The 13651-nt window shown below is 69.4% G+C and carries 11 protein-coding genes and 1 pseudogene; 1 reads left to right on the top strand and 11 read right to left on the bottom strand.

Going from position 1 to position 13651, the window contains the following annotated elements; translation table 11 throughout:
- Nucleotides 1-280 precede the first annotated feature (280 nt).
- From AAAZ40_RS02270 to AAAZ40_RS02225, 10 genes are all read right to left on the bottom strand, one after another.
- Nucleotides 281-907: a class I SAM-dependent methyltransferase gene (locus AAAZ40_RS02270; protein WP_476660977.1), complete on the bottom strand. Its 627-nt coding sequence runs from the start codon at nt 905-907 to the stop codon at nt 281-283.
- 286 nt (nt 908-1193) lie between these two features.
- Nucleotides 1194-2531, bottom strand: a complete 1338-nt coding sequence (hslU, locus tag AAAZ40_RS02265) for an ATP-dependent protease ATPase subunit HslU (protein ID WP_476660976.1) — start codon at nt 2529-2531, stop codon at nt 1194-1196.
- Nucleotides 2532-2534: 3 nt separating this feature from the next.
- Nucleotides 2535-3101: an ATP-dependent protease subunit HslV gene (hslV, locus tag AAAZ40_RS02260; protein WP_476660975.1), complete on the bottom strand. Its 567-nt coding sequence runs from the start codon at nt 3099-3101 to the stop codon at nt 2535-2537.
- A gap of 11 nt (nt 3102-3112) precedes the next feature.
- Nucleotides 3113-4861 carry an STAS domain-containing protein gene (locus tag AAAZ40_RS02255; RefSeq protein WP_476660974.1) on the bottom strand — a complete coding sequence of 583 codons (1749 nt, stop codon included), beginning with the start codon at nt 4859-4861 and terminating at the stop codon, nt 3113-3115.
- A gap of 36 nt (nt 4862-4897) precedes the next feature.
- Nucleotides 4898-5653 (bottom strand): RNA polymerase-binding protein DksA, encoded by a 756-nt coding sequence (dksA, locus tag AAAZ40_RS02250; protein WP_476660973.1) that lies wholly within the window; start codon nt 5651-5653, stop codon nt 4898-4900.
- A 302-nt stretch (nt 5654-5955) separates the two neighbouring features.
- A complete protein-coding gene (locus tag AAAZ40_RS02245) occupies nt 5956-7065 on the bottom strand; it encodes a CobW family GTP-binding protein (RefSeq protein WP_476660972.1) in 1110 nt (369 codons plus the stop codon).
- Nucleotides 7066-7186: 121 nt separating this feature from the next.
- Nucleotides 7187-8239, bottom strand: a complete 1053-nt coding sequence (locus tag AAAZ40_RS02240) for a tyrosine-type recombinase/integrase (RefSeq protein WP_476660971.1) — start codon at nt 8237-8239, stop codon at nt 7187-7189.
- 26 nt (nt 8240-8265) lie between these two features.
- Nucleotides 8266-8961, bottom strand: a complete 696-nt coding sequence (locus AAAZ40_RS02235; RefSeq protein ID WP_476660970.1) for a DUF484 family protein — start codon at nt 8959-8961, stop codon at nt 8266-8268.
- Nucleotides 8962-9067: 106 nt separating this feature from the next.
- A complete protein-coding gene (gene dapF, locus AAAZ40_RS02230; protein ID WP_476660969.1) occupies nt 9068-10024 on the bottom strand; it encodes a diaminopimelate epimerase in 957 nt (318 codons plus the stop codon).
- A gap of 74 nt (nt 10025-10098) precedes the next feature.
- Complete coding sequence (locus AAAZ40_RS02225; protein ID WP_476660968.1) at nt 10099-10761, bottom strand: YiaD family glycine zipper/OmpA-like lipoprotein; 663 nt, start codon at nt 10759-10761, stop codon at nt 10099-10101.
- A 179-nt stretch (nt 10762-10940) separates the two neighbouring features.
- On the opposite strand from AAAZ40_RS02225, the pseudogene AAAZ40_RS02220 reads away from it, so the two are divergent.
- Nucleotides 10941-11891, top strand: a pseudogene (locus tag AAAZ40_RS02220) (MBL fold metallo-hydrolase); the annotation flags it as partial.
- On the opposite strand, the gene AAAZ40_RS02215 reads toward AAAZ40_RS02220, so the two are convergent.
- Nucleotides 11881-13563: a diguanylate cyclase domain-containing protein gene (locus AAAZ40_RS02215; protein ID WP_476660967.1), complete on the bottom strand. Its 1683-nt coding sequence runs from the start codon at nt 13561-13563 to the stop codon at nt 11881-11883. The pseudogene AAAZ40_RS02220 and the gene AAAZ40_RS02215 sit on opposite strands and share 11 nt — an antisense overlap.
- Between the last annotated feature and the right edge of the window lie 88 nt (nt 13564-13651).

The raw sequence follows: 13651 nt of genomic DNA, 5'->3' as shown, positions 1-13651 counted from the left end.
AATGGCCTTATGACCCACTTATCACCACAAAAACACACTTTTCACCACTGTAGCACCAAATTTGGGCCGCGCCTAGTCCGCGTTACACTTTTTCCAAATGAAATCAAGCCTCTAGGCCCCCGTCGCGCGCCAATCTGGCGGCAAAAATCCAGCCTAATTAAAGGCTTACGCGCCATATCAAAAGTTTTTTATGAAGCTTTGGGCCGGCCCTGCGGCGCCTGCAGCACCCAGGGCCGTGGGGCTGTGGCCGCGCGGCGCCTGCCACGCCGCGCCCTCGGGCTCAAACGCGCAGCGCGTGCATCGCGTACAGGGGCGCGCCGGTCCAGGGCAGGCACAGCGCCTCGAAGGCCGCACCGGCGGCGCCGTAGCATTCCGAGACGCTGCGCATCCCGGCCTGGCGCAGGCGCGGGTGCGCCTGCAGCAGCTCGCCCCCATGCTGCAGGCCCCAGCGGAACTCGGCCCCCGTGGGCCCCACGCTGGCGCTCCAGCGCGACTGCCCGATGCCCCGGTGCGACATGGCGTCGAGCACCAGCACCGAGTCGGGCGGGGCGCGCTCGGCAAACTCGCGCAGCAGCGCGCGCACCCGCTCGGGCGGCAGGTACATCAGCACCCCCTCGCACAGCAGCCACAGCGGGGCGCCGGCGGCCCAGCGGTCCAACTCCAGCGCGTCCCACCAGCCGTCGCGGACGAGGTCGATGCCGGCGTTGTGGCGGCGCTCGCCCTGCTCCGGCAGCAGCTGCTCGCGCAGCGCCAGCACCTCGGGCAAATCGGCGTCCAGCCAGCGGTTGTGGCCGTTGTCGAGCCACTGAAAGTGGTTCGACAGGCCGCAGCCCAAGTTGACGCCGGCCGCGTGCGGATGGCGGGCAAGAATTCGCGCCCCCAAGCCTTGAGCATGTGCGTGCGCCACAGCACATTGAGCACCACCAGCCGATCCTGCAGCAGCGCTTCGGCGTCGGCTTGCAGGCAGCTCAGCAGGTTGGCTGCGTCGGCGTCGTGGCAGTCGAGCCAAGGGTAGCAGCGGGCGCCGTAGGCACGCGCCACCAGCGGGATCAGCAAGGTGGCGCGCACGGCCTGCAGCCGCGTCAGGCGCAGCAGACACTCCGGCGGCACGGCGCCGGGTGGGCAATGGCTGCGGCCGCAGCGCCTGAGGCTTGTCTCCATGCCCCCATGTTACGCCCAAGCGGCGCCGCACGCTACAAGATATAGCGCGACAGGTCCTCGTTGCGGCTCAAGGCCGCCAGCCGCGCATCGACCATGGCGGCATCGACCACGACCTCGGTGCCGCTCAGGCGCGTGGCGTCGAAGCTCACCTCGTCGAGCAGGTGCTCCATCACCGTGGCCAAGCGGCGCGCGCCGATGTTTTCGGTGCGTTCGTTGACCTCGAAGGCGATCTGCGCCAGCCGCGTGATCGCGTCCGGGCCAAAGACCAGCGTCACGCCCTCGGTGGCCAGCAGCGCCTGGTACTGGCGCACCAGGCTGGCGTGGGTCTGGGTGAGGATGGCCTCGAAATCGGCCACGGTCAGCGACTGCAGCTCGACCCGGATCGGCAGCCGCCCCTGCAGCTCGGGGATCAGGTCGCTGGGTTTGCTCAGGTGGAAGGCGCCGCTGGCGATGAACAGCATGTGGTCGGTCTTGATCGGGCCGTATTTGGTCGAGACCGTGCAGCCCTCGACCAGCGGCAGCAGGTCGCGCTGCACGCCCTGGCGCGAGACTTCGGCGCTCGACTGGCCGTCGCTGCGGCTGGTGACCTTGTCGATCTCGTCGATGAACACGATGCCGTTTTGCTCGGCGCTCTGGAGCGCTTGCAGCTTGATCTCTTCTTCGTTGAGCAGCCGCCCGGCCTCTTCGTCGATCAGCAGGCGGCGCGCTTCGGCGATTTTGAGCTTGCGCGTCTTGCGCTTGTGGGCGCCCAGCTGCGAGAACACGCCGCGCAGCTGCTCGGCCATTTCCTCCATGCCCGGCGGCGTCATGACCTCGAACTGCGGCTGCGTGGCGGCGATCTCGATCTCGATCTCGCGCTGGTCGAGCGAGCCCTCGCGCAGCTTCTTGCGCAACACCTGACGCGTGGCGCTGTCGCGCTCGGGCTCGGGTGCCAACGGGCCCTCGTGCCGCGGCGCGGGCAGCAGCGCGTCGAGCAGGCGCTCCTCGGCGTTGTCTTCGGCGCGCGCGCGCACCTTGAGCGCGGCCTGCTCGCGCGCCTGTTTGACGGCGATGTCTGCCAGATCGCGCACGATGCTGTCCACATCCTTGCCGACGTAGCCGACTTCGGTGAACTTGGTGGCCTCGACCTTGATGAACGGTGCCCCGGCCAACCGCGCCAGCCGGCGCGCGATCTCGGTCTTGCCGACGCCGGTGGGGCCGATCATTAGGATGTTCTTGGGCGTGATCTCGGGCCGCAGCTTGGGCTCGACCTGCTGGCGGCGCCAGCGGTTGCGCAACGCGATGGCCACGGCGCGCTTGGCCGCCGTCTGGCCGATGATGTGCGCGTCGAGCTCGGAGACGATCTCCTGCGGGGTCATGGCAAAGGACATGGCTTAGAGCACCTCGACGGTGTGGTTCAGGTTGGTGTAGATGCACAGCTCGCCGGCCACCTGCAGCGACTCGCGCACGATCGCCTCGGCGCCCAGCTCGGTGTGTGCCAGCAGCGCGCGCGCTGCCGCTTGGGCGTAGGCGCCGCCCGAGCCAATGGCCACGATGCCGTGTTCGGGTTCGAGTACGTCGCCGTTGCCGGTGATGATCAGGCTGGCCGTGCGGTCGGCAACGGCCAGCATGGCTTCGAGGCGGCGCAGCACGCGGTCGGTGCGCCAGTCGCGCGTGAGCTCGATGGCGGCGCGCTGCAGATGCCCCTGGTGTTTCTCCAGCTTGGCCTCGAAGCGCTCAAAGAGCGTGAAAGCGTCGGCGGTGGCGCCGGCAAAACCGGCCAGCACCTGATCGCGGTAGAGCTTGCGCACCTTGCGCGCCGTGCCCTTGACGACGATGTGGCCGAGCGTGACCTGGCCATCGCCGCCGATGGCCACCTGCACCCCGGCCGGGGTGGGGCGGCGCACGCAGACGATGGTGGTGCCGTAGAGCAGGGTGGGGTCGTGGGCTGGTGCGTTCATGTGCAGAGGTTTCAATAAAGGCGCAGGCGCAGGGTGGCGATCTTGTCCAGCCCCACGGTGTGCAAATAAGCCGCCAGCAGCCGCGACAGTCCGTGCAGCTCCACCGCCACACCGCGCTGGCGGGCGGTGAGCAGGCACTGCATCAGCGCACTGGCGGCCACCAGATCGACGCGCAGCAGGCCCCGGCAATCGAGTATGAAGGGCGCACCGGGCGGGTGCTGCGCCAGCGCGGCGTCGAGCGCGCCCAGCAGATCGGCGTTGCTTGCATCCAGGTTGCCCGAAAGGGCGGGCGCGGCCTGCGGCAACAGGGTCAAGGCGGCGGGCCAATCGGCAGGGTGCGTGAGGCCAAATCCGGCCTGCGCGCTGGCCTGCTGCGTCGGCAGGTGCGGCCATGCCAGCGGGTCGGCGGCACCGGTTGCGGCCGGTGACAAGGGCGCTGCGTCAGTGCGGGCCGGGGCGGCGGCTGCAGCCGGCATGCTGTCGGCGGACAGGCAACGGCACTGGGGCTGCCCCCACTCCGGCGGCAACACGCCGTAGGTGACGCAGTAGTCGAGTGCGGCCAAATCGAATTCGTCGCGCCGGCGCATCAGGCACAGCAGCGCCAGCCGCAACTGCCACCACACGGCATCGTTTTCGCTGCGGCCCGAAGGGGTGCTGGCTTTGAGGCGGCGGCGCAACACCGCCGCCCCGACCAAGCGCAGATCGAGCGGGCGCTGCAGCCAGCCCTGCACCTGCGCCAGCAAGGCCCGGGCCGCAGGCAGGTCGGCCGAGAGCAGCCCGGTCCAGTCCAGCCACTTCGGACTGCCCGGAGCCGCCATGGTCTGCTCCAGCGCGGCCACGGCCTGCAGATCGAGAAACAGCGGGCAGACCCAGCTCGGGCCTTGCGCACCAGCGGGCACGACTGGGTCGGCTGGACCAACTGGACCGGCCAACGGCTGACTGCGTCCGGTCTCGGTGGGCCAGCGTGGCACCGGGGTGCCAAAGCGCTCGGCAAACTCGGCGGCGAGCTCATCGAAGGGCTCGAATTCGCCACGCGCATGGAAAAAATCCAGCAAGGCCATGGCCGCCACCCGGGCCGTGAGTGACTGGGGTTTTTGCACCATCAGGGCGCGCAAGGTACGCTCCACCGCCGCGTCTTGGCCTTGGGCAAAGGCCTGCGCCGCCTGCGCCAGTTCGGGCTCGGTCAGGGCGGCCGACAATTGCTGCACCGTGGACTGGTGCTCTTCGGTCACGACGTCGATCGGCAGCGCCGCGGCTGCTTTGGAGCGGGCGCGCAAATGCTGCGACTGCGACAGATCCCGTTCGAGCGTTTGGGCCAGCCGGGTGGCGACGATACGGGTCCCGCCCGCCTCCGGCCCCAGACCACGCTGCAACCAGTGCTGCGACATTTGCGATTCGATGCGCGCGATCTCGGTGATGGTGCGGTTTCTGACCGCGCCCGGCCCAGCGTCGAGTTGCAGCGTGGACGACAAGGGCGACAGGGTGGACAGGCCGCTCAAGCCCGAGCTCGGGGCTGGCAAACCATCCCGCTCTTGCGCCGCCCAGCGCGCGCGCATGAGTCCGCGCAAGTGGTTGAGCTCGTCGTTGCGCACTGCGTCGTTGCGGCGCTTGCGCGCCACCGCTTCCTTGAGCAACTGGCGCTCGGCCACCAACCCGGCCGACCCGGCTGGCTCGGACAGCGCGCCTGGGGCGGTCGCGGGCCGCACGACCGCGCTCAGGCGCTCCAGCCAGCTGCGCGGGGGGGTGGCATTGTGGCTCATGGCCTGGTCGCTGCACCCGCGATGCCGGTTCCGCCTTCAGTCGCCAAACAGCTTTTGCTTGAGCTCACGGCGCTGCTGCGCCTCGATCGACAAGCTGGCCGTGGGGCGCGCCAGCAGCCGCCCGACCCCGATGGGCTCGCCGGTTTCGTCGCAGTAGCCGTAGTCGCCCGAATCGATGCGGGCAATGGACTGCTCGATTTTCTTCAACAGCTTGCGCTCGCGGTCGCGGGTGCGCAACTCGAGCGCGTGCTCCTCTTCGATGGTGGCGCGGTCGGCCGGGTCCGGCACCACCGAGGTGTCTTCGCGCAGGTGCTCGGTGGTCTCGCCGGCGTTGACCAGGATGTCGCGCTTGAGCTGCTGCAGCTTGCGCTTGAAGTAGGCCAATTGCACCTCGTTCATGTACTCGGCATCGGGCATCGCCAGCACATCGGCGTCGGTGAGCTGCTCGAGCGGCACGGTTTTCCAGTTGTTGCTCAGCTTGGGATTTTTTTTCGGGCTCGTGGGCGTGATGGCCACCAGCACGCGCTCAGGGCTGGGACTGAACACCGCTTTGGCGGCCCCCGGGTCGTGCGAGGGCTCCACCGTTTGGCTCATCTGGGCCTGCATGGCGGCCTGGGTGGCGCGCTTGTTGACCGACGGTTGCCGCACTTCGCTGCCGGCCTTGAGCACCTCATCGGGGGCGGCCGGTTGGTCGGTTTTGACACCGGCCTTGGGGCCGGTCTTGGTGGGGCGCTTGGCAGGCGCGGCGGCAGCTGTCTCCACTGCCTCTGCAATCGGGGCGGGGTCTTTCACTACAGGTTTCCTCTCTGGGGCCGCGATGGCGGCCGATGCGCGTTTTGGGCCCCCAGCAGCGCCAGCAGGCACCGCAGCCGGCGCTGGACCGGGGGCAGGGGCGACAAAAGCCCCGGATTGTACGGCCAGACCAGGGGCGGCTTTGGGTCTTGGCTCTGGGGCGGTTTTGGCGCCGGATGCGGCTGCAGCTACAGGTGTGGCCTGGGCCGTCGGCACCGGAGCCGCTGCAGCGGCGTAGGGCCAATTGGCGTAGCGGTTGCTCGAATTCATGGCGATGTTCCTCCTGCGGTGCCCCGTGGTGTTCAAACCAATGCTTGCTCCAGCCCCTGCACCAGAATGTCGCGCGGCAAGTCGATGCCGATGAACACCATCTTGCTCTGGCGCACTTCGTCGGGCTTCCACTCGGGCCCCAGGTCGGAGCCCATGAGCTGGTGCACGCCCTGAAAAATCACCTTGCGCTGGGTGCCCTGCATGTGCAGCACGCCCTTGTAGCGCAACATATTGGGCCCATAGACCTGCACGATGGCGCCGAGGAAGTCCTCGAGCCGCGCCGGGTCAAAGGGCCGCTGCGCCCGATAGACGAAACTCTGCACATCGTCATCGTGGTGGTGGCCGTGCGGCGCCCCGTGGCGGTGCGAGGGGTGGTTGCAGTCGGGGCCGTGTTCGTGCCCGTGGCTGCAATGGGGGCCGTGCTCATGGCCGTGGCCGTGATCGCAGTCGGGGCCGTGTTCGTGGCCGTGCTCGTGCGGCTCGGTGCTGCGCAGAAAATCGGGGTCGATCTCGAGCTTGGCGTTGAGGTTGAAGCCGCGCAGGTCGAGCACCCGGTTGAGCGCCACCTGGCCGAAATGCACCGCCTCCATCGGGGCCCGCGGGTTCATGTGCTTGAGCCGGTGCTGCAGGGCCGCCAGCGCCGCCGGGCTCACCAGTTCGGCCTTGCTGATGAAGATCTGGTCGGCAAAGCCCACCTGACGCCGCGCCTGCTGATGGGCGTCGAGCTGCGCCCCGGCATGCACCGCATCGACCAGCGTGATCACGGCGTCAAGCAGGTAGCTCTCGGCCACCTCGTCGTCCATGAAAAAGGTTTGCGCCACCGGCCCCGGGTCGGCCAGGCCGGTGGTCTCGATCACCACGCGCTCGAAATCGAGCTCACCGCGGCGCTTTTTCTCGGCCAAGTCGCTCAGGGTGCTGCGCAGGTCTTCGCGGATGGTGCAACAGATGCAGCCGTTGCTCATCTGGATGATCTGCTCCTGGGTGTCGGAGACCAGAATCTCGGCGTCGATGTTTTCGGCGCCGAATTCGTTTTCGATCACGGCGATTTTCTGCCCATGGGCCTCGGTGAGCAGGCGCTGCAGCAGGGTGGTCTTGCCCGAGCCCAGAAAGCCGGTCAGGATGGTGGCGGGAATCAAGGACATGGATGGCTCACAGCAGCAAAACAGAGGGCCGACAAGGCCCAGCCTGTATCGGACGGGATGGCTTGGGTCTGACACCAAGCGCCAGGCACCAGACCGATCAACCGGCCAGTGTAGTGCAGTTTCAGCTTTGGCGCCCGGTTTTGCGTGCGCGCGGATGCGCGGCTTCGTAGGCGCGGCTCAGGTGCTGGAAATCGAGCCGGGTGTAGATCTGGGTGCTGGCGATGCTGGCGTGCCCGAGCAGTTCTTGCACGGCGCGCAAGTCGGCGCTCGATTGCAGCACGTGGCTGGCAAAGCTGTGGCGCAGCATGTGCGGGTGCACCCGGCCCGCCAGGCCCGCGCTGGCGGCGAGCGCTTGCAGCTGGCGCCGCGCCACCTGGGGCGTGAGCCGCGCGCCGCGCGCGCCCACGAACAAGGCCGCCGCACCTGCGTCCAGCCGCGCCTGCGCACGCGCCGCCAGCCACTGCGCCAGCGCCTGCAGGGCGGCGGCGCCCACCGGCACCGTGCGCCACTTGCCGCCCTTGCCCAGCACGTGCACTTCGCCCGCCTGGGCATCGACCCAGCCCAGCGCGGCGGCGCTGGGGCGCACGTCGAGCCCCAGCGCTTCGGCGATGCGCAAGCCGCTGCCGTAGAGCAGCTCCACCAGGCAGTGGGTTTGCAGCACCTGCCAGTCGGGCGCCGTGGCGGCCAGCGGCGGGCCCGCGGCGGCCTCGCTGCCTGCGCCGTCTGCGCCCCCCGCCTTGCCGGCAGGGCCGCCAGGCTGCGGCAGGTGCGCGGCCAGGCGCAGCGCGTCGTGCACGTCCAGCGCCTTGGGCAGCGGCTGCGCCGCCTTGGGCGCGCGCACCGCCTGCAGCGGGTGCGCCGCGATCACCCCTTGGCGCCCCAACCAGGTAAAAAAACCCCGCCAGCACGACAGCACCAGCGCGATGCCACGCGGCTGCCGGCCGCCGGCACGCAACTGCGCCGCCCAACGCCGCGCATGGGCCGGGCTGACGCCGGCCCAAGCCAAACCCTCGGCCGCACAGCGCTGCGCCAGCCCCTGCAAGTGGGTGGCGTAGAGCGCCTGGGTGCGGGGTGCCAACCGTTTTTCGACCCGGATGTGCAGCAGGTAGCGCGCCAGCCAGTCGGCGTCGGTCGCAGCCAAGGCGGGGGCCGGGGTGGGGGGCGGGCGCGCCACGATGCCCTCTGGGGTCTCTGCGCTTTTCAGGTCGTGCCGAGCGACGGCCGCAGGCGGCTCAGGGCCGCGGCCGCCAGCTCGGCGATGCGCTGCAGAAAATCGGTGCCCATGTCGTTTTGAAAGCGCGAAGGGTCGTCGGACGCCAGCAGCAGCAAACCAAAGCAAGGCTGGCTGGCGGCGGTGCGCAGCGGCAGCAGGGCCAGCGAGACCACCGGTTGCCCAGCGTGCAGCCACTGCGTGACCTCAAAACCCCGGTTCGGGCCGCAGTAGGGTTGCTGCAGCGAATCGGCCAAGGCCCGGGCAGCGGGCGTCACCCCCAGGCAGTACGGCGCCTCGGCCTGGGCCGGGCTCAAATCCCACAGGCGCAGGGCCACCTGGGGCAAGGCAAAATCGGTCAGCAAACCGTTTTGCAACACCTCGGGCAGATCGGTGGCGCTGGGCACCGCCAGCAGGCGGCGCGTCCAATGGTGCAGCAAGCCCTCGATGCGCGCGTTCTCGGAGCCATGGCGGATCATGTCGGCCACCTTGAGTTCGAGGTGGCGGATCTTTTCGCGCAGCAGCTCGGCCTGGCGCTCCTGCAAGCTGACGGCGCGCTGGCTGTGCGGACTGGTCAGTTGCACGTGCGCCAACACCTCGGCGTGGCGCTCGAAAAAATCGGGCGTGTTGAGCAGAAACTGGGCGATGTCGTCTTCGGTGATGGGGGGTACGGGCTGCACAGTCACTTTCCTTTGCTGATGAAACCGGGCGCGCGCCTTGGCGGCGCCCTGGGCGGTGTCGGGTGGCGCGTCAAGGCATGATGGCGCGATTTTCCGCCAAGCGCTCAGCCGCTCAAGGCCGCTCAGGCCGCTCAGGCCGCTCAGGCCGCTCAGGCTGCTCAGGCAGGTCGGGCTGCTCAGGCAGGTCGGGCAGGTCGATCACCCCCTCGTACACGGTCGCGGCCGGGCCGATCAGTTGCACGGCGGCGGCCAGACCGTGGCGCGACTGCGGCCATTCGATGCGCAGGGTGCCGCCGGGCAGCTGCACCTCGACGGCTTCGTCGAACCAGCCATGCCGGATGCCGGCGACCACCGCCGCACAGGCGCCGGTGCCGCAAGCCAGGGTTTCGCCCACCCCGCGCTCATGCACCCGCAAGCGCGCCTGCTGGCGCCCCAGCACTTGCAGAAAGCCGACGTTGACACGGCGTGGAAAGCGGGGATGGCTTTCGAGCCAAGGCCCCCACTGCGCCACCGGTGCCTCGGCCACCGAGGGCACGCGCAGCAGCGCGTGCGGGTTGCCCATCGACAGCACCGACAGCTCGACCGGCTCCGGCTGCGGGGACAGATCGGCCGGCAGCGCCAGCGGCCACACCTGCCAGCCGCCTTGCGCACGCGGCTGCAAACCGGCCGCGTCAAAGGGGATGCGCTCGAGCTCGAACACCGGCGCGCCCATGTCGACCCCGACCCGGCCGTCGCTGCCCAAGCGCAACTCCAGCACCCCGGCGGCGGCTTGCACCCGCAGCGTGGGGCGCGCGCTCAGGCCGCGCTCGTGCACGTAGCGCGCAAAGCAGCGCGCGCCGTTGCCGCAGTTTTCCACCTCGCCACCGTCGGCGTTGTGTATTGCGTAGGCAAAATCGACGCCCGCGTGCGGCGCGGCGCGCACGCTCAAAATCTGGTCGGCCCCGACGCCAAAGTGCCGGTCTGCCAGCAGGCGGTACTGCGCGGCTGTGAGGCCCAGGCGGCCACGGGTCTCGTCGAGCACGACGAAGTCGTTGCCCGCACCCTGCATTTTGGTGAACGGAATGCGCATGGGCGCATTATCGGCCAGCCGCCGCCCAGCCTGGGTACCCCGCTCGAGCCCTTGCCGACCGCTGCGGCTGCGCTTCAGCGCGGCGCGGTTTCCGCCATGAAAATCTCGACGCGGCGGTTTTGCGCCCGGCCGGCTGCGGTGTCGTTGCTGGCCACGGGCTCGCGCGCACCACGCCCATCGATGCTGATCGAGCCCATCGACACACCGCGCGCAACCAGATAGTCGCGCACACTGGCGGCGCGGCTGAGCGAGAGCGGGTTGTTGATGGCGTCGGTGCCGGTGCTGTCGGTGTGGCCGATGATGCGCACGCGCGCATTGGGGTTGCGCACCATGCCCTGGGCAAAGGTGTCGAGGATCGGGCGGAAGTTGGGCTGGATGTCGGCGCGGCCGACGGCAAACGAGACATCGCTCGGGATGTGGAGCTTGAGCTGGTTGTCGGCCGTCTGCGTGACCTCGACCCCGGTGCCGCGCGTGCTTTCCTCCATGGCGCGGCGCTGCTCTTCCATGCGCGTGGACCAGATGTGGCCACCGATGGCCCCGACGCCGGCGCCGATCACGGCGCCGCGCAGCGCACCATCGCGGCCGTCGGCGGCGGCGCCGATCACGGTTCCGGCCACGGCACCGATGGCGGCACCGCGGGCTGCCCCTTGCTGGGTTTCGGTCATGGTGGCGCAGCCAGCCGTGAGGACCACAGCGGCGGCCAAAGCGGTGTAGGCGGCATAAGGGACGTAGCGCATGGTTGCTCCTTGACAGTTGACAATGGTGTCATTATCGATCTTATGGTGCCGCGCGGCCTGGCCGCCAGACCCAAATTTACAGCCCTTACGATTGCACACCTTTGCCCGCCCTTGCCGCCCAGCTCTTGTTGCCGCCCAGCGCTTGTTGCCGCGCCACCCGTGCCACCCGCGCACCCCTGCCTGATCCGACCATGATCCACCCCCTGCCCTTGCACGACCCACCCGATTGGCAACACGCACAGCCCGTGGCCCTGCGGCCCCATGTGCTGCGCCTGACCGCCCCCAACGCCGGGCTGATGACCGGCCCCGGCACCAACAGCTACCTGATCGGCACGCCCACCAGCGGCTACTGGGTGATCGACCCCGGCCCGCCGGATGCCGCGCATGTGCAGCGCCTGTGGCAAGCCACCGCCGGCCAGATCCACGCCATTGTCTGCACCCATTCGCACCCCGACCACGCGCCCGCCGCCCAGCCGCTGCAGGCGCTGTGCCGCCAGGCCATGGCAGACACTGCGGCGCAGGATTTTGCGCCCCCTTCTGCGCCCCCCTCGGCGCCAGTGGCGCCGATCTGGGGCCTGCCCAGCGCCGCCACGGCGCGCGAGCACAGTTTTTTCCGCCCCGACCGCACCCTGCGCGATGGCGAGGTGCTGGAGTTGCCCCACCCCGACGGGCGCGCGGCGCCGCTGCGGCTGCGCGTCCTGCACACGCCCGGCCACGCCGCCAACCACCTGTGTCTGCTGCTCGAAGGCGACGGCCTGTTGTTCAGCGGCGACCACATCCTCGAGGGCAGCACCACGGTGATCGAACCGCCCGACGGCGACATGAGCGCCTACCTCGAGGCGCTCGATCGCCTGGCGGCGCTGTGCATGGACGCGGGCGTGACCCACATCCTGCCCGCCCATGGCCATGCGCTGGCACAGCCCTTGCAGGCCATCGAGCGGCTGCGCCGGCACCGCCTGCAGCGCGAGGCGCGGGTGCTGTCGGCCATGCGGGCGCTGCCCAAGGGCCAAGCCGACGACTGGCTGCCCGTGGTCTATGCCGACGTACCTGCGCACCTGTGGCCGGTGGCGCGGCGCTCGCTGCTGGCGCACCTGCAGCGCATCGAGGCGCTGGGCCTGTTCAAGCCTTGAGCCCGAACACCCGGTAGCGGTTGCGCCCCTCCTGTTTGGCCTGATACATGGCCTGGTCGGCATGGCGCAGCAGGGTATCGGGGTCGGCCGGGTCTTGGGCCTTGGCCGGAAACAGCACCACCCCCACGCTGGCGCTCGAGGCCACGGCGTGGCCATCGATCTGCACCGGCTGCTGCAGCGCCTCGAGCAAGCGCTGCAACACCGGCTGCCACTCGTCCTCGTCGCTCAAATCGTCCAGCAGCAGCACGAATTCGTCGCCACCCAGCCGGGCCAAGGTATCGGTGGCGCGCAAGCCTTGTTGCAAGCGGCGCGTGATCTCGATCAGGAACCGATCGCCGGCGGCGTGGCCGAGCAGGTCGTTGATCGGTTTGAAATTGTCCAGATCGAGGTAGCACACCGCCAGGCGGCTGGCCTGACGGCGTGCGCGCGCCAGCGCCACCTGCATCCGGTCTTCGAGCAGGCGCCGGTTCGGCACCCCGGTCAGGGGGTCGTAGTGCGCCAGCCGGTCCAGCGCCTCGCGCTGCTGCTGCAGCAAGGCCCGATCGGCCTGCAGCTCGCGCCTGATGCGCACCAGGCGCCGGGTATTGAGCCCCAACCCCAGCGCCAGCAGCAGCACCAGGCTGCCACTCAGGCCCAAGGCCACGATCCAGAGCTGGTAGCGCAGCCAGACATCGGCCCAGGTCACCGACGGCAGTTGATCAAAGGGCGGCATGCGCAGCTCGCGCATCGCCCGCTCCACTGTGGCGTAGTCGGCCGGGATGCTGAAACCGTACAGCCCCGCCTGCAACGCCGCCGGGTCGTAGGGGCGCAATTCCATCAGCGCCAGCGCCACCTGGTGCGAGAGCTCGGGCGGCACGTGCACGGTGGCCAGGAAGGGCCATTCGGGGTATAGACGGGTCGAGAGGCGCAACGGAAAACCCGGCACCTGCTGTGGGTTCAGGAGCACCAGTTGCCCCGGAAGCAGCTTGCCCTCGCGCTCCAGGTCTTCCAGCAGGCTGGTGCGCACGAAGCCGGCATCGACCTCGCGCCGCAGCACCGCCTCGACCACCCGGTCCACTGGCTGCCCGGTTTCGACGATGTGCCACTCTTGCAGCGGCACCCCGGCTTGCAGCAACTCGGCCGCCGGGGCCAGGTACGAACCCAGACTCTCGCGGCCCGAGACCGCGATGCGGCGCCCGCGCAGATCGGGCAGCGTGGCCAGATCGGTGCGCTCGGGCAGGCGCACGATCACCCCGCCGATGCCGTGTACGGGAGTTTGACCGTGGCGCATCACCATCGAGGCCAGCGAGCCCGACAAGCGGCCGCTTTCGCGCAGCAGGTGAAAATGCACCGGGTTGGTGAGCACGAAATCGACCCGCCCGGCCTCGATCTCCTGTTCCAGCTCGGCTCCGTCCAAGGCCACCACCTCGAAACGGTAGCCCGGCACCCTGGCGCCCAAAAAATCGCCCAGGGTGGCGAAGCGCTGGAGCATGATGGGCTTGGGCCGGTAGGCAAACACCCCCAGCGTGAGCAGCGGCCGCGCATCGGCCACCGCAGCGCTGGGCCCATGCTGAATGGGCTGCGCCCAAACAACGCCCGGCGCCAGCACCAGGCACCCAAGCCACAACCACAGCACGCAACACCTGCCCGCCGCCGCCGCGCAGACGGCCCGCAACGCGTTCGATCGTCCCAAATCGCCACCTCTTGTTGTTTTTCGGCTTCATCATACCCCGAAGTTCAGGCCGGATGGCGGGCTGACTGCCTAGACGGCCATGCCGCTT

Source organism: Serpentinimonas sp. SMBJO2, from assembly GCF_056341105.1.
The sequence above is the reverse complement of the archived record's forward strand: the minus strand, read 5'-3'. Positions and strand labels throughout refer to the sequence as shown.